Genomic DNA, 20,860 nt, shown 5'->3' on the forward strand with positions numbered 1-20,860 from the left:
GTCAGAGCCTCGCCAGGAGAAGGTCTTCCGCGTCCTCGTCGGAGAGCGCGTCGTAGGTGTCGTCGGGCACGGCCGGGCCGTCGTCCGCCGCCGGCATCAGCTCGGCCAGCAGGTGGCGGGCGAAGGCGGTGATGGTGGGCGTGTTCCAGAAGGTGGTGACGGCCACCGTCACGCCCGTCGCCTCGATCAGCCTGTTGCGAAGCTGCATGGCGAGCAGGCTGTCGAGCCCCAGGCTCTTGAACGGCGTGTCGCGGTCGACCTTGCTTTCCGCGCAGCGCAGAACGGCGGCGGCCTGGGCGGCCAGCAGGTCTTCCAGGTGCGCCAGCCGCGCGTCCTCTCCGGGCAGGGCCAAAAGCACGGCCCGCAGGGCGCCGGCGGCATCGCTCGTGTCCGTCGCGGCGGGCGCATCCGTGTCCGACCACAACGGGTCGGCGAAGGCGGGTAGCGGGTCCAGCAGGGCGAGGCGCGGGGTATCGGCCAGCAGCGCCCGGTGCAGCGCCTCCGCCACCCGCTCCGCCGGCATGGGACGCAGGCCGGTGGCGAGAACGTTCGCCAGGCGGTCGGCGCGGGCGGCGAGGCCGGCGCCGGCGACCGGGCCCAGGTCAAGCGCCGTGCCCGGTAGACCGGCGGCGCGGCGGGCGGCGATCAGCCCGTCCATGAAGGCGTTGGCGGCGGCATAGGCGCCCTGGCCCATGGGACCGAGCAGTGCGGCGGCCGAGGACACCACCACGAAGGCCTCCAGCGGCTGCCCCCGCGTCAGGCGGTGCAGGTTGAGCGCGCCCCGCACCTTGGGCGCCATGACCCGCGCCACCTGATCGGGGGACAGCGCCGACAGGCTGGCGTCGTCCAGCACGCCGGCCGCGTGGATGACGGCCGTCAGCGGCGGCATGGTGACCTCCAGCTGATCCAGCACGCGCGTGAGCCCGCCCGCGTCGGCGACGTCCATGGCGGCGGCCTTGACCGTCGCCCCGGCCGCGCGCCAGGCGTCCGCCCGGTCGGCGGGCAGGGTGCCGGACCGGCCGAGGACCACGATGTTGGCGCAGCCGCGCACCACCAGGTCGTCGATGAGCGCCGTCCCCACCGCCCCGGCGCCGCCGGTGACCAGCACCGTGCCGGTCTCGTCGAAGGCCGGCGCGTCATCGGGCGCGATGACGGACAGCGTCGCGTCGTCGCGCGCCAGCACCAGCTTGCCGGTGTGCCGCGCCGCCGCCATGTCGCCGAAGGCCTGGGCGGCGTTGGCGAAGGGAACCGGCGTCACGGGCAGCGGCGGCAGTGATCCATCGGCCGCGCCCCGCCCGATGCGGGCCAGAACCCGGCCGACGCGGGCGGGCTTCTCGCGGCTCATGCGGTCCAGGTCGAGGACGTGGAAGGTGGTGCCATTGCGCAGGGCGGCCATGGGCACCGACCCCGCGCCCCACAGGTCGCGCTTGCCGATCTCGACGAAGCGGCCGAAGGGGGCGAGGCAGTCGAGCGACGCCTCCAGCAGCGGCCCGGCGAGGCAGTTCAGCACCACGTCCACGCCGCGCCCGCCCGTGGCCTCCATCACGCCCTCGCGGAAGGTGGGGCTGCGGCTGTCGAACACATGCGCCACACCCTCCAGCGCCGCCAGCGCCGCGCGCTTTTCCGGCGTGCCGGCGGTGGCGATGATCGTCGCCCCGGCGGCGCGGGCAAGGGCGATGGCGGCCCTGCCCACACCGCCGGATGCGGCATGGATGAGCACCGTCTCGCCAGCCTCCAGCCCGGCCATGTCCTGAAGCCCGATGCCGGCGGTGGCATAGGCGACGGGCAGGGCAGCGGCGTCGGTCAGCGGCAGCCCGGCGGGCACGGGCACCAGCAGGCGGGCGTCGGCCAGCGCATGGCTGCCCAGGCAGTGGTCGACGATGCCCATGACGGCGTCGCCCGGCATGAAGCCTTCCACGTCCGGCCCGACGCGCGTCACATGCCCGGCGCATTCGATGCCCAGCGCCCGGAACCCGCCCGGCGCGCCGGGATAAAGCCCCAGCGCCGACAGCACGTTCAGGAAGTTGAGCCCCACGGCCTGCACCGACACCTCCACCTGCCCGGCCTGCGGCGCGGGACGGTCGGCGGCGGTGAAGCGGAGCGATCCGGAATCCCCCGGCCGTGACAGAACGGCGCGGTAGGCCTCCACTTCCGCCGCCGGCACCTCCAGCAGTGGCGCGGCGGCGTCGGCGTCGGGCGTCAGGCGCGGGGTGAGCATCCGGCCGTCGCGCAGGCGCACCTGGGCGGCCCCGGCGGGCAGGGCGCCGAGCAGCGCGGCGGCCTCAACCGGGCGGTCCAGGTCCACGATGGTCACGCCAAGTTCAGGGTGCTCGGCGCGGGCGGTGCGGGCGAGGGCGGTGAGCGCGCAGGCCAGCGGATCGGCTTCGCCGGCGCCCGACGTCACCACGCGGACGGACACTGGCGGCACGGCGCGGGCGGCGATCGCCGTCAGGTCGGCGGCGAGCGTGAGCGTCCAGCGCTCCACCTCCGCCGGGTCGAGGGTATCCAGATCCCCGGCCGACGGCGCGCGCCAGAGTATGCGCGGTGCATCGGCCACGATCTCCGCACCGGCGGCGATCAGAGCATCCTTCAGCGCCGGATCGGCCGCGCCCATGAGCGTCACCGGGCCGGGTGCTGCGGCGGGGGCGGGACCGGCCTCGGTCCACGACAGGCGATGCATGGCTTCTGCCACGGCATCGCGCCCGGCTTTCTGGGTGGACAGGTGCAGCGCGTCCACCGCCAGCACCGGCGTTCCGTCGGGCGCGGCGGCCAGGATGCGCGAAGTTTCGTCTTCGCGGCGGACGGTGACGCGCAGGGTTGCGGGTGCCGGGCCGAAGATTGTGACGCCGTGCAGCGCCACCGGCACGCGCGTCTCGGCCAGGCCAAGGGGCGCGGCGGCTTGCAGACAGGCGTCCAAAAGCGCGGGCGTCACCGGGCCGCTGGGGGCGGGCACCGTCAGGTCGGCGACGGCCTCGCCCTCTGTGCGGGCTATGCCGTCAATGAGGCGGAAGGCCGGGCCATACTGGAGGCCGGCGGCGTCGAGGCCGGCGTAGAAGGCGTTCGCCTCCTCGCGGTCTTCCAGAGCCGGGGGCTGGGCGGTGGCGGGCGGTTCGGCGGCGTCGGCCAGCGTGCCCTCGGCGAGCAGGCGCCAGGTCTCGCCGTCGCGCGCCAGAACCTCCACCCGCGCGGCGCGGCGACGGGTCTGGACCGTCACGGCGGCGCCGTCCTCGATCACCAGCATGTCGCGGAAGTCCATGCGGCGCAGGCTGCGGCCGGGTGCCGCACGCAGGGCCATGAGCGTGCAGGCGGCGGCGGGCAGCACCACGGAGCCCGAAACCTTGTGGTCGGCAAGCCAGGGCAGGGCGGCGACGCTGATCGTCGTCTCCCACACCGCCGCGTCCTCGCCGGCCAGATCGGTGCGGCGGCCGAGCAGCGGGTCGGCGGCGCGGTCGACGGGGGGCGCGTCCTCCAGCCAGAACCGCTCCCGCTGCCACGGGTAGCGCGGCAGGGCGGCCGGCACGGCGGGGCGCGGCAGGAAGCCGGCCCAGTCCAGCGGGCGCCCGGTGGCCCACAGCGCGGCGGCGGCGGCGGCGAACTCGCGCGGCCCCGGCTCGTCCCGCCGCAGCGACGGGACCGCGGCCGCGTCCTCGCATTCCTGCTCGATGAAGGAGACCAGCGTCGGATGCGGAGCACATTCGACGAACCAGCGCGCCCCGTCGGCGGCCAGGGCCGTGACGGCGTCAGCGAACAGCACCGGCCGGCGCAGGTTCTCCGCCCAGTACTCGGCGGTCGCCTCAGGCCCTTCCAGCACGCGCCCTTGCACGGTGGAAAACAGAGGGATGCGGCCCGCATGGGGCGCGATACCGGCCAGTTCGGTGCGCAGGTCGCCCAGCAGCGGTTCCACCTGCGGGCTGTGGGAGGCGACATCCACCTTCACGCGGCGGCAGAAGATGTCCCGCGCCTCCAGGTCGGCGGCCAGAGCCTCCAACACGGCGGGATCGCCGGCGATGACGGTGGAGGCCGTGGCGTTCTTCACCGCGACGGATACCCGGCCGCCGCCCGCGCCGTCGCACAGGGCCACGGCCTCGGCCATGGGCAGGTCGACCACCATCATCCCGCCCTGGCCGGCGATGCGGGTGAGCAGGCGGCTGCGCACGGCGATGATGCGCGCGGCGTCCTCCAGCGACAGGATGCCCGCCACATGCGCGGCGGCGACTTCACCCAGGCTGTGGCCGACCACGGCGTCGGGGCGCACGCCCTTGCTCTCCCACAGACGGGTGAGCGCGACGGAGACGGCAAAGAGGGCCGGCTGCACCCGGTCGATGCCCGTCATCAGCGCGTCCGGGTCGCCGTCGGTCAGCAGCGCCGGGTCCCAGTCCACATGCGGGCGCAGGGCCTCGGCGCAGGCAGCCAGCGCGGCGGCGAAGACCGGCTCGGCGGCGGCGAGATCGCGCGCCATTCCGGGCCACTGGCCGCCCTGGCCGGGGTAGACGAAGACGGTACGGCCGGGCGCGGCGGAAACCGCACGGGCGGGCAGCGGCGCGCCCTCCAGGGCCTCCCGCGCCTCGGCGGCGGTGCGTCCGGCGACGGCGAGGCGCCAGGGGTGGGCGGTGCGGCGATGGGCGGCGGTGGCGGCGAGAGCGGCGAAACCCTCCGTTGCGTCGTCCTGCGCCAGCCGGCCGAGCCAGGATGCGCGCAGGGCCTCCAGCGCCTCGGGCGTGCGGGCGGAGAGGAGGAGCGGCAGCGCCTCGGGCGCCTTCACGGGCGCGGCCGCCACGGCGGGCGCGGCGCTCACCAGCCAGTGGGCGTTGGTGCCGCTGAACCCGAAGGACGACACGGCGGCGGTGCGCGGTGCCTCCTCCGGCCAGGGCGTGGGTTCGGTCGGCACGCGCAGGCCGGCGGTGACCCAATCCAGTTGCGGCGTCGGCTCCTGGACGTGGAGGCTGGGCGGGATGACGCCGTGACGCACCGCCAGCACGGCCTTCAGCAGCCCCGCCAGCCCGGCGGTGGCCTCCGTGTGGCCGATGTTGCTTTTGACCGAACCGACGAAGACCGGGCGCGCACCCCGGCCGTAGACGGCGTTCAGCGCGTTCAGCTCGATTCCGTCGCCCAGCGGCGTGCCGGTGCCGTGCGCCTCCACATAGCCCACCGCGTCGGCCGAGGTGCCGGCTGCGGCGAGCGCCTGGCGCATGAGGTTTTCCTGCGCCGGGCCGTTGGGCGCGGTCAGGCCGTTGGAGGCGCCGTCCTGGTTCAGCGCACCGCCGTTCAGCACCGCCAGCACGCGGTCGCCGTGGCTTTGCGCATCCGACAGGCGCTTGAGCACCACCACCGCCACGCCCTCGGACCGGCAATAGCCGTCGGCGCGGGCGTCGAAGGTCTTGCAGCGGCCGTCGCGCGCCATGCTGTCCAGCCGCGAGAAGCCGGCGTGGACCTCGGGCGAGAGGATCAGGTTCGCACCGGCGGCCAGCGCCACGGAACACTCGCCCCGCCGCAGGCTCTGCGCCGCCAGATGCACGGCCACCAGCGACGACGAACACGCCGTGTCCACCGTCAGGCCCGGCCCCTGGAAGCCGAAGCCGTAGGACAGGCGCCCGGCGGCGGTGGAGAAGGCGGTGCCCGTCATGCTGTAGGTGCCGATGCGGGCCAGGTCGCCGGAATGGAGCTGCTTGCGGGTGTAGTCGGCATTGGACAGGCCGACGAAGACGCCCACCGGCCCGCCCGCCAGCGGACCCAGGTCGAGCCCGGCGTCCTCCAGGGCCTCATACGCCGTTTCCAGCAGGAGGCGCTGCTGCGGGTCGACGCATTCGGCCTCCGCCGGGGAAACGCCGAAGAAACGGTTGTCGAACAGGTCCACCCCGTCCAGGAATCCGCCGTGGCGGATGGTCAGGCGGCCCGGTGCGGCGGCGTCCGGGTCGTGCAGGGCCTCGGCGTCCCAGCGGTCGGCCGGTATGTCGGTTACGGCGTCGACGCCGCCCTCCAGCAGGCGCCAGAAGCTGTCCATGTCGACCACGCCGCCCGGCAGGCGCAGGCCCACGCCCACCAGCGCGATGGGCTCCTCCGCCGCCAGGGCGACGGCGGGCGCCGCCTCGCGCGTTCCGCCGGCCAGGTGGCGGGCGACGGCGAGCGGCGTCGGGTGGTCGAATACCAGCGAGGGCGGCAGGCGGCGGCCCAGGCGGTTGCCGAGGTGGTCGGCGAAGGTGACGGCGACCAGCGAGGTAAACCCGGCGTCGGCGAAGCGAACGTCCGGCGCGATGTCCACGCCCGTGATGTCGTGCGCCACGGCGCGGACGTCGGCCAGCAGGCGTGCTTCATCCGTGCCCGCCTTGCGCTCGCCCGCCAGCGCCTGTGCCGCGGCGGCCCGCGCCCTGTCGGCCACCAGCTGCCGCGCGAGCGCCACGCGCTGGATCTTGCCGCTGGTGGTTTTCGGAATCTTGCGCACCGGCACCACCTGGGCCACCGGCAGGCCGACACGCTTCAGCACGGCGGCGCGGGCGCGGTCGGCAAGCGCCGGGAATTCGTCGTCGCGCCCGGTCCAGCGCAGGAAGAGCACCAGTTCCTCGGCTCCGAGTCCGTCGCGCCCGCCGGGCACGCCGCAGGCGACCACGTTGCCGGGCTTGACGTCGTGCAGCGTCTCCACCGCCTGTTCGATGTCGTGCGGGTGGTGGTTGAGGCCGTTAACGATGATGAGTTCCTTGGCCCGACCGGTGACCGTCAGGCGGCCGTCGTTCAGGAACCCGATGTCGCCGGTGTCCAGCCAGCCGTCGTCCAGGCGCGCGGCGGCGGAGGCGTCTTCGTTGTTGTAGTAGCCGTCGGTGACGCTGGGCCCGCGGATGGCGATGCGGCCGATGGTGCGCTCGGGCAGCGGGCGGCCGCCGGGGTCCATGATCGCCATCTCGACGTTGTCGATGGCGGGGCCGCAGTCGACGAAGGTGATGGCGTCGGCGTCCGTGTCCTGCGGGTCGGCGGGCACGATGGTCTCGCCCAGCGCGATGCGGTCGCGCTTGACCCGGTGGGTGCGGATGCCGGTGCCCGGCGGGGTCACCGCCACGCCGACCGTCCCCTCGGCCAGCCCGTAGCAGGGCAGGATGGCCGTGTCCGGCAGGCCGTGGACGGCCAGACGCTCGTGGAAGGCATGGCAGAGGTCGACGGAAATGGGCTCGGCGCCGTTCCAGATGAGCCGCACCGACGACAGGTCCCAGTCCGGCCGGTCCTCCAGCCCCTCATAGGCGGACAGGAAGAAGTGATAGCCGAAGTTGGGTGAGCACAGCATGGTCGCGCGATGCTCGTGCGCCTTCTTGAGCCAAAGAAGCGGCCGGCGGATGAACAGCGGGGTCGGCATCAGGCACAGCGTCAGGCCGCGCAACTGGGCGGTCAGCGTGATGCAGATCAGCCCCATATCGTGGGTGATAGGCATCCACGACAGGGCCGTGTCGTCGGTGGTCATGCCCGCGCGGTCCGCCAGCGCCTCCACGTTCACCAGCAGGTTGCGGTGGGTGACGGTGACGCCCTTGGGATCACCCGTCGAGCCCGAGGAAAATTGCAGGAAGGCCAGGTCGTCGGGCCGCGGCGCAACCTCGTCGGCCGGCTCGAACGTCTCCGCCCCGTCCTCGGCATCGGCGATCAGAAGGGCGCGCGAGTCCAAGGCGTGGGCGTCGGCGCCCTCGGCCGTCCAGAACTCGCAGATTTGCGGCAGGCGCTTGTCGATTGTCGCCAGCCATGGATGGGATAAGGTCTTCCAGACCTTCAGAAGTTTGCGCAGATAGTCGTCGCGCGCACCCACATGCAGGGGCACCGGAACGATGCCGCCGCGCAGGCAGGCCCAGAACAGGGTCAGGAAGGTGCGCTGATCCTCGATCTGCAGCACCAGCTCATGCCCCGGCGCCACGCCGGCGGCGCGCAGGCGGCTGAGCATGCGTCCGGCGTCGTCCCACAGGCGCGCATACGGGATGCACGTTTCCTGGCGTTCGCCGGAAATGAAGATGATGCCCCGGTCGTGGCTTTGGTCCTCGGCAACCGCGCGCACACGGTCGATGAGTGTCCGGTCCTGCGTGGTCATGGCGTGCAGGCTCCCGGTCCCCTGTCCGGAAAGCCGCCCGCTCCCGTTGCGCCCGGGCGCCGCACGGACGCCGCGGGCAAGGCCGATACCGTCTCTCCTGGCGGAGGCAGCATGGCGTTTCCCCCAATTCGGCCCCCGGACCGTATCGACCATGGCAGCGTGATCCCCTGCGCCACGTTGGTCGCGTGTCCGGAGCCTAAGCCCCTGTTATACGCGCCGATGATTGAAATCATCGACGCTGCGTTCAGACGGCACGCAGCCTTGCGCGCCATAAGGCGCGGCGGCCAGTCGGCCTTGCCGGACGACAAGTGTACGATTTCGGCTGTCGTCCGGCATTACTCCGGGCGGTGTCCCGCGTCCCGGTCGCACGGCATTATCGCCGGTCCGGCCGGTCGAAGGTCCATCGCAGCGGCTGGCCGATAAGCGCGGGTGCAAGATCCCGGCATCCCAGTGCAGCGCTGGACAGCCCGACCGGCAGGCGCATCGGGCGCGTGCCGTAGTCCTGGTCTTACAAGGCGGCGCCGGCGGCTGGTGCGGTCTGCCCGAGCCGGCGGCGCGGCATGCGGCGGGGCGGCCGGGAACTCCCGGTCCAGACCGCCCCGACCGATCAGCTTACGCCGTGGCGGCCTTGGAGCCGGTGCCGGAGGCGGCCGGCTTCTTGTCGGCGGCTTTCTCGTCGGCGGCCTTCTGGACCTCCGCCTCGAACTGCGCGCGCACCGCTTCCGGGTTGAAGTTCAGCAGCGTGCCGCCCGACTCGAAGTGGGTGGTGAACACGCGGCCGACGGCGCGGGTGGCGACGTAGGCGAACGCCGGCAGGGTGATGGTGCCGATGATGGTGCCGGCGATGGGCACGGACTTCACGTAGGAGGCCGCCGCGCCCGTGGCGACGCCGGCGGCGGCGGTCGGGGCGAAGCCGCCCAGCAGGCTGGCCACGACGCTCTTCACCCGGTCCTTCTTGAACTCGAGTTCATAGACCTTGGCGAGGTCGGCGATCATCTTGACCTGGATGGCGGTGATGGCGGCGACGTCGGCGAGCGGCACCGGAATCAGGCCGGCACCGCCGGACAGCATGGCATAGCGGTTGACGACGCTCTTGGCCTGGTTGAGGCGCTCAGTCATATCGGAAATTCCCCCTGGCTGGATGTAGCCGATACCGCCCTTGCGGAATCGAGACGGTTCCATGGTCCCCCATCGACCATCGCTCTCGACGGTATCAGAGGCCAATCATGGTGGCAACCGTGACGTGCGCGGATAGGAATGTAAATCAACGGTAGTGGCAACGGTCGTTTGACGCGCGATTTACGACTTTTCCGGGAGCGCCGTGGCGTTACCGCAGTGGCGTTCCCGAAGGCGGCGTGGGACTGGCGTCGATGGCGGCCGACGGCGCGGCGGCGGCAGCCGGGCGATCACCCGTGGGACGGCCGTCGGCGCCGGTGCTCGGCCGTTCCGACGGAGCCGGACGGTCGGGTGCGACGTCACCTGCGGGCGGGGTCGGAGCCAGATCCTGGCGGGGCTCCATCGCCGGTCGCGCCACCCGGGGCGAGGCCGTGCCGGCGGCGGCGCCGCCTGCCGTGGTGTCGCCGCCGGGCGCGGGCTGGTGGCTTGCATTGCCCACCATGGCGGGAAAATCCGATGAGGCGATCCCCGAATCCTGCGCCGGATGGCCCGCGCCGGGCAGGGCGGCGGCCGGAGTCGTGCCCGTTCGTCCGGTGGCGGCGGGTGCCTGGTCCAGGCCGCCCAGGATGATGGGCAGCCCGTCGTCACCGCCGCCCACGATGACGATTTTGCTGTTGGGCGACTGCGCCAGCGCCAGTGTCGCCTCAATGCCGCGCAGGCGCAGGTAATCCGGCGTGATTCCCTGAGAGACCGTTTGCTGGAAGGCCTGGATGCCCGCGGCCTCGATCTGCTTGCGCGCCCGCTCCTTCTGCTCGCGCTGCAACCTGTAGTCGTACTCCAGCATCACATGGTACTGCTGGACCTTGTGCTCGATGGCCTGGCGCACGGGCTCGGGCAAGCGGACGGAGCGGATCAGCACGTCCTCCACCTCAACGACGCGGTCGTCCAGGCCCTGGTCGAGCATGGATTCGCCCAGTTGAGTCACCATGCGCTCCAAGATCTGCTTCTGGATGAAGGCGCGCTGGGTCGTGTAGAGCTGCTCCGGCGAATAGCGCGAGATCAGCGTCCGGGCGTGCGAGCCGATTTCCGGGTAGACCAGGATTTCCGGGTAGTTCGGGCCGATCAGCTTGTGCAGGTAGCCGGCGCTTTCGCGCGTCACCCGGTAACGCACGGCGATCTCGACGCTCATTTCCAGGCCGTCGGCGGAGATGACGTCGTAGACGCGCGCGTCGTTCTGCAGGCGCACGTCGTAGATGTACATTTCGTCCCACGGCCAGATCACCTGGAGGCCTTCGGGATAATAGAGTTCCGTCACCGTACCGCCTGCGAATCGCTTCCACAGCACGCCCACATGGCCGGCCGGCACGTTGATGAAAATGCTGGGCCCCATGGCCGAAACCATCAGAATGCCGACGAACAGCGTCAGATAGAACGTCAGCCCGTGGCGACGAATCCAGCGCAGCACGCGCCGCGGGACGGAGTCGCGGGAGGCGCCAGTGCCGGCGGTGTTGGGCTCGGGCGTGGCGGAAGATGTCGCGGGGGACTCTGAGGTCACGTCAGGGGTTCCGGTGATCGGTGGACAGGGTCGGCGCTGCTCAGGCGGAGGACGCCAGCTCGCCGCGCGGCCGGAACAGCAAGGCGAGGATCAGCCCGACCAGCGGGCTCAGCAGCAGCGACAGGATGAAGAACCCAAGGAAGCCGATGCGCGCCCGGCGGCCCAGGTAACCGTTGACGGCGCACAGCGCCACATAGGCGATCAGGATGATGTTCAGCATGGTCTTGACGTGTTCCCCTCTGTGCGACGCCGGTCGTCATGTCAGCCGTCGGCTCCGGCTCCGGCCCCGGTTTCCCCGTCGGTGTCGACGCCTGCGGCGGCCGGCAGGCCCTGTTCGTCGAAATAGCGTTGCGCGCCCGCATGAAAGGGCAGGTAGTTGCCTTCGCTGATCATGGGTGTCAGGCTCGACGCGCGCAGCGGCCGCGCGTAGCCGCGGAAGCGCTCCAGGTCCCCCAGCACGGCGCGGGTGATGTGGTAGACGATGTCGTCGTCGGTATCGGCGCGGGCGACGAGCGTTGCGCGGATCCCGATGGTTTCCACCGGTTTGTCCTGGCCGACGTAGGAGCCGCCGGGAATGACGGTGTGGTACAGCCATGGCGTACGCTCCACCAGGTCGGTGACCGTCGTGGTCCACGGCACCCCGCCGACGCGGGCGTTGCAGTAGCGGGCGGTGCGGCCGATGTAGGACGCCGGGTGGCCGATCCAGTCGACGTAGGCGTCGATCTCCTCCTCGCACATCAGACGGTGGAGGGCCGGGCGTTCGTACTCGGTCAGCACCACGGCATCGGCTTCGGGAGCGATGCCGTGCTGCGAGAGGAGCGACCACAGGTGGCGCGGCGCCGATTCGTCGGGTCCCAGGTTGACCGTCAGCCCGTCCAGGTCGCGTACGGCGGCGACGTCCGCCTCGGGCTGCGACACCACCACCGCCGACTCGTAAAAGAGCGACATGATGGAGCGGGCCGGGCCGATGTCTGCCTCGCCCACGGCAGCGCGGTAGTTGTCGTCGCCCTGAATCAGCGCCACCTCGGCCTCGCCGCTCTTCAGGGCAGCGGCGTTCTCGGGATCTCCGGTGGTGCGCTCGGCGGCGCAATGGATGCGGTGATCCTCGAACGTGGCGCCCAGCGCTTCGCAGATGGCGGCGGCGACCTGGTAGTAGACGCCACCCGTGTGGCCGCTGTGGATGATGACGAACCGGTTGTCATCCTTGGTATCGGCGCGCGGAAGGGTGCTCAGGTCGGGCAGGTCGGGCATGAGGTCGGCGCTGAAGTCGCTCATCATGCTGGGCGGCAGGGGCAGCGGCGGCGGGGCGTCCGACTCCGGCGCCGATGGCGACTGGGCGGCCGCCGGCATCGCCGTCAGCGCCAGGAGCCCCACTCCCGCCGCCGCGACGCGCCTCAGGCGCCGGCCCATTGTGTCGCGTTTCGCAAGCATGCCCCTCGATCCCCCCGGCCGGACGCCGCGAGTCCCCCTGCGCGACCGTCGACCGTTCCTTCACCGTACACATCCGAAGAAGTGTGTAAACGTGAAATTTAGCCTTTTGAGGGGGCGGACGATTGAAGGTACTCTTCCCACGGGCGGCGACACGGGAGGAGAGCACGGCCGTGGGGGGCGCACCGCTCAGGGGCGGAAAGAGCAAAGACCGGCAGACGGGCGCGGGTGCAGGCGCGGGCAAGGGCGCGAATGGCCGGCGGCTCCGGCCGCGGTGGCCGCGCCGCGTTGCGCTGGTGCTGGTGCTTGTGGGCGGCGGGGCGCTTCTGTGGTCGGACCGCATCGTTCACGAGATCCCGGCCGGGCACGGGGGCGTGCTGTGGCTGCGCCTGTTCGGGGGCACGGTGGAGCAGCCGGCCCTGGGCGAGGGCGTGCATCTCACCTTTCCGTGGGATTCGCTCATTCTCTATGACATCCGCTTTCGCGCCGTGCACCGTCAGTTGACGGCGGTGACGCGCGACGGGCTGGAGGTCGGGCTGACGGTCAGCTACCGTTATCGGCCGTCGGCGGAGGTGCTGGGCACGCTGCACCGGCGTGTCGGCCCGCAGTACGAGCGGGTGCTGGTGCGCGCCAGCATGGACGCGGCCCTGCGAGAGATCGTCGCCAGGTACACGAGCGCCGACCTGCACAGCGCGGACCGCGGCGAGATCAATGCGCGGGTCGTCGCCGCCCTTTCCGACGACCTGCGCCGCGGCAGTCTGAGCGCGGGGCGCGCCCAGGGGCAGCCGATGGTGCAACTGGACGACTTCCTCATCCGCTCGGTCACCCTGCCGCCGTCGGTGGCGGCATCGGTGCAGCACAAGAACCGGCAGCGCCACCTCGTGGAGGAGTACGACTTCCGCCTCCGGCGCGAGCTGGCAGAGAGCCATCGGCGCGTGACGGAAGCTCAGGGCATCGCGGCATTCCAGGCGCAACTGGCGAAACGGGGCGATCTGGAGGGGTTCCTGCGGCTGAGGGGCGTGGCTGCGACCGAGGCTCTGGCGACGGCGCCCGCCAGCAAGGTGGTGGTGACCGGTCCAGGCGGCCGCCAGCCGCCGGTGATCGTCACCTTTCCGCCGGCGGGGCCATCCGCCGCGCCGCCCGTCCCTGAGGCCGGCTCAATCTCCAGGAAGCCCCCGCCCCCGCCGCCGGAAGCGGGGCTGTCGGTGGAGGAGAACCAGCATGCCGAGGCGGCGCTCGCCACGGCGGCCGAACCGCCGGACAACCCGATGCTCGCCAGGGTGCGCGGCCTGTGGCAGCGGCTGGTGACCACCGTCGGCCGCTGGACCGGCTTGGACGGCTCGGCTCCCTGAAGGGCGCCGGGAAAGCCGCCCGTGTCGCGGGACCCGGGCGGCCAGGGGCAGTGGTTGCCAAGGGATGGATCAGGCGGCGCGGACGTTGGTCAGGAACTCCTGCACCACGCCGCGCAACTGCTCGGACTGCTGCGACAATTGGCCGGTCGCCTCCATCACTTGCGTTGCCGCGTGACCCGCCTCGTCGGCGGCGCTGGTGACGCCGGCGATGTTCGAGGACACGTCGTTCGTGCCGGCGCTGGCCTCGCTGGTGTTGCGGGCGATTTCGCTGGTGGCGGCGTTCTGTTCCTCCACCGCCGAGGCGATGGCCGAGGCAACTTCGCTGATTTCGTTGACCGTCTTGCCGATGGTGGTAATGGCCTCCACGGCCTTCTGGGTCTCGCCCTGAATGCCGCCGATCTGCTTGGAGATGTCTTCCGTCGCCTTGCTGGTCTGGTTGGCGAGGCTCTTGACCTCGTTCGCCACGACCGCAAACCCCTTGCCGGCGTCACCGGCGCGGGCGGCCTCGATGGTGGCGTTGAGCGCCAGCAGGTTGGTCTGGTCGGCAATGTCGGTGATCATCGCCACCACGTCGCCGATGCGCTGGGCGCTTTCGGCCAGCCCCTGCACAACCTCGTTGGTGTGCTGGGCCTGTTCGGCCGCCGACCGGCTGATATCGGCCGAGTGGTTCACCTGGCGCCCGATCTCGGAAATCGACGAGGACAGTTCCTCGGCGGCGGAGGCCACCGTCTGCACGTTGGTGGACGCCTGGTCCGCAGCCGCCGCCACGGCGGTGGCCTGACGGGTGGTTTCCTCGGCGATGGAGGACATGCTCTCGGCCGTCGACGACAGCTCGGCGGAGGCCGATGAGACGGCTTCGAGCACGCTGGAGACGTCGGAGTCGAAGCGGTGTGCCAGGTCCTCGATGTACTTGGCACGCTCTTCGCGCGCCTTGCGCTCTTTTTCCTGCTCCGCCGCCAGCATGTTGGCGCGGATCATGTTGTCCTTGAAGACCTGCACGGCGGCGGCCATCTTGCCGACCTCGTCCTTGCGTCCCTGCGCCGGCACGTCGGTGGTTTCGTCGCCGTCCGCCAGCCGCGCCATGGCGCCGGTCATGGCGGTGACGGGCTGCGAGATGCCGCGCCCGATGAGGAAGGCGGCGCCGATGCCCAGCACCAGGGCGACCGCGCCCAGGCCCACCGTCAGCGTGACGCTGTCGTGGATGCTGGCCTCCACGCGCGGTCCCAGGTCTTCTTGCGCCGCCTTGATTTCGAGTTTCACGTTCTCGACGTCGCGTCCGACGGCCGGGCCGATCTGGTTCAGCGTGCCTGTCACCACCGCGTTCCGCGCCCGGATGGCGGAGGAGGCGGCGGCGAAGGCCTCCCGGTATTCGCCGGTCAGGTTCTTGGCGGTCCCCGTCAGCTTGCGGCGCTCGAAATCGGCCAGGTTGTTGTTCAACTCGATCAGTCTCTGGTCGAAGGCCGCCAGTTCCGTCTGCACGCGATCATAGGCGGCGTCGCTGTTCTCCACCAGGAACCGGTTGACGTGCAGCCGCGCCAGCAGAAGCGCCCGCAGGGCGACGCCGCCGCGATAGGCGGCTTCGGTGTCGCCGTCTTCGTAGGCGCTTTCCATGACGGAGGTCAGCGCCTGCTCGATCTGCGGCCCGATCGTGTTGAGCGTCATGACCGCCCTGTTGCGGTCCGACTGGTGCGAGACGATCTCCTCGAACCCGTCGCGATAGGTGCGAAGCGCCTGCTGCACCTCGTCGAGAAGCTGGATCTTGGCCTGCTCGGTGTCCTTCAGCAGCCCGCGGGTTTCCTCGGTCAGGCGCAGGGTCATTTCGGCCCGTTCGCGCACCTGGGTCATGGCCGCCTCGCTGCCGTCGATGAGGAAGTCCTTGGCCCCCATGCGGGTCTCCAGCATGTTCGCCTGGATGCGGCCCACCTCGTTGGTCTCGCGCGCGAGGTGGCGATATGACTCGAACATGCCGTCGACGGAGTTGAAGCCGACGCCGCTGACGATGCCCGTCACCACCAGCAGGACCAGAACGATGCCGAAGCCGAGGGATACCTTGGCTGCGACTTTCATGTTGTCGAGAAACGTCATCTGTCGTGCTCCCCTCCCTCAGGACGCAGCGCCGCGCCCCCCGGGCGGCGACGACCGAACGAATTAACGTTACCTCAACAGAAGAATGTATGCCTTCTAAAACTGGTGGTTTTCATGCGATTAGCGCATGTCTACCGCAAGCAAAATGCCCGCAGGGTACCAGTCGTTCTGGCATTGTGATCCTCCGGATACTTGCTCATATACTTTCGGAGCGGGTCGTCGGCATCACCCGCGGCGCGCCACCACCAGCGCCACGCCCACCACGGCCACGGCCATGCCGGCCAGTGCCAGGGCGCCCAGTGTCTCGCCAAACAGCGCCCAGGCGGTGACGGCAGTGACCGGCGGCACGAGGTAGAAAAGGCTGGCGACGCGGGCCGCCTCGCCCAGGCGGATGAGCGTCATCAGCAGCGAAATGGCGCCCAACGACAGCACCAGCGTCAGCCAGCCGAGCGCGAAGACGAACTCGCCGGTCCACTGGATATCGCCGGTTTCCAGTGCCAGCGACGCCACGCCCATGACAACGGCGGCCGCGGCGTACTGCACGAAGGTGGCCGCCCGCAGGTCCGTGGAGCCGCCGAAGCGCTTCTGGTAAAGGGTGCCGGCGGTGATGCCCAGCAGCGCCAGCACCGCGCCCGACAGCGCAATGGGCTCAAGCCCGGCCAGGCCCGCGGCGGCGCCGGCGAAACCGAGTTTTTCGCCCACCACCATGGCGACGCCCGTCAGGCCAAGGACCAGTCCCAGCCATTGCCGCGCCGAAACGCGCTCGCCCAGAAGCGGGCCGACGGCGACGGCCGTCAGCAGCGGCTGCAGCCCGACGATCAGCGCCGCAACGCCCGCCGACAGACCGTGGTCGATGGCCCAGAACACCCCGCCCAGGTAGACGGCATGGACCAGCGTACCGGTCACCGCCTGGTGGCCCAGCGCAGCGGTGCTTTTCGGCCAGGCGGCGCGGGCGGCCCAGGCCAGCGGCGCCAGCAGGACCAGCGCGAGCAGGAAGCGCACGGCCAGGAAGGTGAAGGGCTCCACATAGGGCAGACCGAACTTGGCGCCGATGAAACCGGTGGACCACAGCAGGACGAACAGTCCGGGCATCACCCGCACAAAGGCCCGCCGCGCCGGCGTGCTTGCTGAAGCGGCGGTGTCCGGGGCGGGGCGGGAGCGGTCTTCAGGCATGCGGGGTCCGGCGGCTTGTGGTCGGGCGGTCGGCATGATGGGCGGTGGCGGGCCCCGGCATCAAGGGCCGTTGCGCCGGGGCCATCCTACGCGCCGATGATTGAAACCGTCGACGCTGCGGTGTGCGCGCTTCCGCGCACGCCTTCGGCTTCAGTCGGTATGCCGCCGCACGCGCCATAAGGCGCGGCGGCCGGTGTCCGCTTCGCGTCCGTCGGGTCGCCGGCCTTGCCGGACGATACGTGCAGGGTTCGAGCGTCATCCGGTATCAGGCGTGCCGGACCGGGCGGCGCCGGGATGACCCGATGGCGGCGCCCGTCCGGAAAGGCTCTCGGGCCCTCATGCCGTCAGTTCAGCCGGCATCCTCGGCGCCTGGATGTCGAGATAGGCGTCCACCGACGGGGGCGGCTTCTGGCCGATGATGGCGAAGCCGGTGACCAGCGTGGCGGTGCGGGCCGTCTTCTCCGCCTGATCGGGATCGCCCATTGTCAGGGCCGACAGAAGCTCGGCGGCGGTGGCGCCAAGGCGGTCGAGGATCTCGACCTCGGGCGTCAGCGGAGAGCGGTGGACCAGGATCTGCCCGCGCATGCCCAGGACGGTCTGGCGCAGCACGGTGTCGTCGGCCGCGTCGAACAGGGCCGTGAGGAAGACGTCTTCCTGGCGGCGCACCTCGGTGGATCGTCCGGCGTCGACGGCGCGGGCCAGACCGCGCTGCGCCCGTGCCAGCGCCGTGAAGGATCGCGCCGTGCCGTGCACGCTGGCCAGCCGCGCGACAAAGCCCATGAGCAACGCATGGCCGACGACCACCCGCATCAACTCGTCGCGGTTCAGGCGGCAGACGAAGGTGCCGCGCCCGACGACGATGCGCACGAGCCCCGTCGTCTCCAGGATCTTCAGTGCTTCGCGCACCGGCGCACGGCTGACGCCGAACATGCCCGACAGGCGCGTTTCCACCAGGCGCTCGCCTGGTTCGAAGGTGCCGTCCAGAATGGCGTCATTGATCCGTTCGGCCACGCTTTGGGTCAGCGTCGGCGCGCGGGCAATGGTGTGGTCGTTGCGTGTCATGGAAATGGACTCTCAGCCAATGATCGTCCCGGGCAACAGCGTGGCTGCCGGCGACCCCCTCCTCTGATCATGGCAGCGGCGACCTTGGCTGAATGCCGCGCCGTTCCCCACCGAACCGCGCGCCTGCCCAGGCAGTACCGAATGCTCATAATCGGGGATCGTATTGATCGCGCAGGGTTCGGTCAACGTGTCTTGCGCAAAACTGGTGCCTGGCGCACTAAAATTGCAAGGATTTATACTTCTGAAATATAAAGATTTCTCGAGGCATAAAGAAGGTCTTGGGTCTTAAGGCCATGGTGGGTGCTCGAAAAATCGTCCTTTTTGGGCGGAAGTCCCAGCGCAAGCGGTCCGGACCGTCGCCGCCGGACGCTGATGGCGGGGAGAGTCGGCATGCGGTCCAGCACCGCGCCCGGTGGCGTAGGACATGGCGGCCATGCCTCCGGGCCGCTGGCGTTATACTGGACGCCTTCCTATGCTCGGGCCGGGTTTCGCCGTTCCGATGAACGCCCTCCAGCGCCGGAGTCTCATGGTCGTCTCTTCCCAGCCGTCATCCGCTGCCCGTACCGAAGCCCGCGCCGACGACGACCCCCTGGTGCCCGAGCGGGGTCCGCTGGCCTGGGCCATCCGCGGCAGCCTCCTGCTGGCGGCCAGCCTGACGGTGATGGCCGGTGCCGTGATCTCGCCGTCGCTGCCCGAACTTCAGGCCCACTTCGCCGACGTCGACAGCGCCGGCCTGTGGACGCGCCTGGTGCTGACGATGCCGGCGCTGTTCATCGCCGGTTTTGCACCCGTGGCGGGATGGGTGATCGACCGCTTCGGCCGCAAGAGCATGATCGTCGCCGGCGCCGTGCTCTACGGCCTGTCCGGCGCCTCGGGGCTGGTGGTGGACAGTCTGTGGGCGATCCTGGTCGGGCGGGCGGCGCTGGGGCTTTCCGTCGCCATGGTGATGACGACGGCGCAGACGCTGGTGGGCGACTACTTCCAGGGGTCCCGGCGCGAGCGTTTTCTGGGCATCCAGTCGGCCTTCATGGCGTTCGGCGGCGTGGCATTCCTGCTGGCCGGCGGTTTCCTGGCGGACCTGCACTGGCGCGGCCCGTTCGCCGTGTATCTGGCGGCCCTGTTGCTCGCTCCGGTAATGGCCTTTGTGTTGCCCGAGCCGCCGCGTCATGATCCCGCTGCGGTTGCCGGCCGTGGCGCCGATGCCGACGCGCCGCCGGCGCCCGCGCGCATGCCCGTCGCCTTCGTGGCGGGCCTCTACGCGACGGCGTTCTTTACCATGACAACCTTTTTCATGGTGCCGACGCAGCTTCCGTTCTATCTGGCGGAGCTTGGCGTCGACAGCCCGAGTCGCACCGGAATGGCCATCGCCTGCTTCAACCTGTCGGCCGGGCTGGCTTCCATGAGCTATGGCCGCCTGCGCCAGTGGCTGCGGCCGCCGGCCCTTTTCGCCATCGGCTTCGCCTGCATGGCGGCGGGCTACGGCCTGATCGCGACGGCGGGAAGCTATGGTGTGGTGATGGTGGCTCTGGCGCTCGCGGGGCCGAGCATGGGCATCAACATGCCCAACGCCAGCGTCTGGCTGCTGGCGCGGGTGCCGCCGGCCATGCGCGGACGGGCGCTGGGAGGTCTGACGACGAGCCTGTTCCTGGGCCAGTTCGTCTCGCCGCTCGCCAGCCAGCCTGTGGTGGCGGCCTTCGGCCCCGGCACCGCCTTCACCGTGGTGGCGGCCCTGGCCGCGGCGGCCGCGGCGACATTCCTTGGTGCGGCGCTCTGGACCCGGAGCGCGCGCGCCCCGACATGAAGAAGCCGGTGCCGTCGTGCGGGCAGGCCGGTCGGGTGCAGTGAGCGAAACAACGGCGGCCTTCCCGAAGCAGCGGGGGCCGTGTCCCGTGAAGGGAGAGGATCGTGGGTATCATCATCGGGAAACGACTGGCCGGGGCGCTGATGCTGGCGGCGGGGCTTCTGGCGGCGCCGGCGGCGGGCCAGGCGCAGGACAAGCCGCAGGGACTGCCGGTCGAGGCCGTGCCCGTGCGCGTCCAGCCCATGACCGACGAACTTTTGGTGGTGGGAAGCCTGCTGGCCAACGAAAGCACCGTCATCCGCCCCGAGATCGCCGGCCGCGTCGAGGAAATATCCTTCGAGGAAGGCGGCCGCGCCGAGAAGGGCCAGCTTCTGGTCAAGCTGGACGACGACAGCCGCGCCGCCGAGCTGAAAAGGGCCGAGGCCAACCTCAGCCTCAGTCAGCGCAATTTCAACCGCGCCGAAGAGCTTTACCGGCGCCAGAACCTGCCCGTCAGCTCCCGCGACGAGGCCCTGGCCAAGCTCCGCGCCGACGAGGCGGCGCTGGAACTGGCGCGGGTGAACATGGAGAAGACGGAGCTTCGCGCGCCGTTTTCCGGCCTGCTCGGCCTGCGGCAGGCGAGCGTCGGCGACTATCTCCGCGCCGGCGACGCCATCGTGAACCTGGAGGACGTGGACCCCATCAAGGTGGACTTCCGCGTGCCGGAGGTCTTCGCCCACCGCCTGAAGACCGGCCAGCCCATCCGCATGAAGGTGGATGCGGTGCCGGGGCAGGCCTTCGACGGCACGGTCTACGCCATCGATCCGCAGGTGGACGTGCAGGGCCGCAGCGTAATGCTGCGCGCCCGCGTGCCCAACACGGACGGCCCGCTTCGGCCGGGCATGTTCGCCCGTGTCACCCTCGTGCTGGACGAGCGTCCCAATGCCCTTGTGGTGCCGGAAGAGGCTCTGATCCCCCAGGGCACCAGCCAGGCGGTCTACAAGGTGGTGGACGGCATGGTGGAAGCCCAGCCGGTCACCATCGGCCAGCGCCGCAAGGGCATCGTCGAAGTGACCGAGGGACTGAGCGAGGGCGACACGGTCATCACCGCCGGCCAGATCAAGGTGCGGCCCGGCCAGCCGGTCACCGTGATGCCCGTTGGCGGCTCCGGCGGCTCCGGCGGCCCCGGCGGTGCCGGTGAAGGGCAGGGCGATCCGCAGGCCGCCTCGGCGGCGGGTGCGGAGGGCTGATCC

11 protein-coding genes are annotated in these 20,860 nt (G+C 70.9%); 3 read left to right on the top strand and 8 right to left on the bottom strand.

From position 1 onward, the window contains the following. Nucleotide 1 precedes the first annotated feature (1 nt). The 5 genes from LG334_RS05750 to LG334_RS05770 form a co-directional block, all read right to left on the bottom strand. A complete protein-coding gene (locus LG334_RS05750) occupies nucleotides 2–8,056 on the bottom strand; it encodes an SDR family NAD(P)-dependent oxidoreductase (RefSeq protein WP_404384168.1) in 8,055 nt (2,684 codons plus the stop codon). Between the two features lie 612 nt (nucleotides 8,057–8,668). Continuing rightward, entirely contained in the window at nucleotides 8,669–9,175 is a 507-nt protein-coding gene (locus LG334_RS05755; RefSeq protein ID WP_404384170.1) for a YcjF family protein, read from the bottom strand. A gap of 208 nt (nucleotides 9,176–9,383) precedes the next feature. Next, nucleotides 9,384–10,727 (bottom strand): SPFH domain-containing protein, encoded by a 1,344-nt coding sequence (locus tag LG334_RS05760; protein ID WP_404384172.1) that lies wholly within the window; start codon nucleotides 10,725–10,727, stop codon nucleotides 9,384–9,386. Between the two features lie 40 nt (nucleotides 10,728–10,767). Continuing rightward, on the bottom strand, nucleotides 10,768–10,947 hold the full coding sequence (locus LG334_RS05765; protein WP_404384174.1) for a hypothetical protein: 180 nt from the start codon (nucleotides 10,945–10,947) through the stop codon (nucleotides 10,768–10,770). Nucleotides 10,948–10,988: 41 nt separating this feature from the next. After that, nucleotides 10,989–12,158, bottom strand: a complete 1,170-nt coding sequence (locus LG334_RS05770; RefSeq protein WP_404384176.1) for a TAXI family TRAP transporter solute-binding subunit — start codon at nucleotides 12,156–12,158, stop codon at nucleotides 10,989–10,991. A gap of 293 nt (nucleotides 12,159–12,451) precedes the next feature. Between LG334_RS05770 and LG334_RS05775 the strand changes: the two genes are divergently transcribed. Further along, complete coding sequence (locus LG334_RS05775; protein WP_404384178.1) at nucleotides 12,452–13,507, top strand: prohibitin family protein; 1,056 nt, start codon at nucleotides 12,452–12,454, stop codon at nucleotides 13,505–13,507. 69 nt (nucleotides 13,508–13,576) lie between these two features. Here LG334_RS05775 and LG334_RS05780 read toward each other — a convergent pair whose 3' ends face one another. The 3 genes from LG334_RS05780 to LG334_RS05790 form a co-directional block, all read right to left on the bottom strand. Next, the gene (locus LG334_RS05780; RefSeq protein ID WP_404384180.1) at nucleotides 13,577–15,592 is read right to left on the bottom strand and encodes a methyl-accepting chemotaxis protein; all 2,016 of its coding nucleotides are present in this window, start codon (nucleotides 15,590–15,592) and stop codon (nucleotides 13,577–13,579) included. A gap of 225 nt (nucleotides 15,593–15,817) precedes the next feature. Next, nucleotides 15,818–16,765 (bottom strand): DMT family transporter, encoded by a 948-nt coding sequence (locus LG334_RS05785; protein WP_404384182.1) that lies wholly within the window; start codon nucleotides 16,763–16,765, stop codon nucleotides 15,818–15,820. A gap of 336 nt (nucleotides 16,766–17,101) precedes the next feature. Beyond that, complete coding sequence (locus LG334_RS05790; protein ID WP_404384184.1) at nucleotides 17,102–17,827, bottom strand: GntR family transcriptional regulator; 726 nt, start codon at nucleotides 17,825–17,827, stop codon at nucleotides 17,102–17,104. Nucleotides 17,828–18,353: 526 nt separating this feature from the next. On the opposite strand from LG334_RS05790, the gene LG334_RS05795 reads away from it, so the two are divergent. Next, nucleotides 18,354–19,628: an MFS transporter gene (locus LG334_RS05795; RefSeq protein ID WP_404384186.1), complete on the top strand. Its 1,275-nt coding sequence runs from the start codon at nucleotides 18,354–18,356 to the stop codon at nucleotides 19,626–19,628. Between the two features lie 104 nt (nucleotides 19,629–19,732). Then, the gene (locus LG334_RS05800) at nucleotides 19,733–20,857 is read left to right on the top strand and encodes an efflux RND transporter periplasmic adaptor subunit (RefSeq protein WP_404384188.1); all 1,125 of its coding nucleotides are present in this window, start codon (nucleotides 19,733–19,735) and stop codon (nucleotides 20,855–20,857) included. The last annotated feature ends 3 nt before the right edge of the window (nucleotides 20,858–20,860 follow it).

The sequence above is a fragment of the Caenispirillum salinarum genome, from assembly GCF_044803115.1.
GTDB lineage: Bacteria > Pseudomonadota > Alphaproteobacteria > Rhodospirillales > Rhodospirillaceae > Caenispirillum > Caenispirillum salinarum_A.

Excerpts from the sequence above, each read along its gene's own strand:
- LG334_RS05765 (WP_404384174.1), bottom strand. The coding sequence starts at position 10,947 with ATGCTGAACATCATCCTGATCGCCTATGTGGCGCTGTGCGCCGTCAAC.
- LG334_RS05750 (WP_404384168.1), bottom strand. The coding sequence starts at position 8,056 with ATGACCACGCAGGACCGGACACTCATCGACCGTGTGCGCGCGGTTGCC.
- LG334_RS05780 (WP_404384180.1), bottom strand. The coding sequence starts at position 15,592 with ATGACGTTTCTCGACAACATGAAAGTCGCAGCCAAGGTATCCCTCGGC.
- LG334_RS05790 (WP_404384184.1), bottom strand. The coding sequence starts at position 17,827 with ATGACACGCAACGACCACACCATTGCCCGCGCGCCGACGCTGACCCAA.
- LG334_RS05795 (WP_404384186.1), top strand. The coding sequence starts at position 18,354 with ATGGTCGTCTCTTCCCAGCCGTCATCCGCTGCCCGTACCGAAGCCCGC.
- LG334_RS05785 (WP_404384182.1), bottom strand. The coding sequence starts at position 16,765 with ATGCCTGAAGACCGCTCCCGCCCCGCCCCGGACACCGCCGCTTCAGCA.
- LG334_RS05755 (WP_404384170.1), bottom strand. The coding sequence starts at position 9,175 with ATGACTGAGCGCCTCAACCAGGCCAAGAGCGTCGTCAACCGCTATGCC.
- LG334_RS05770 (WP_404384176.1), bottom strand. The coding sequence starts at position 12,158 with ATGCTTGCGAAACGCGACACAATGGGCCGGCGCCTGAGGCGCGTCGCG.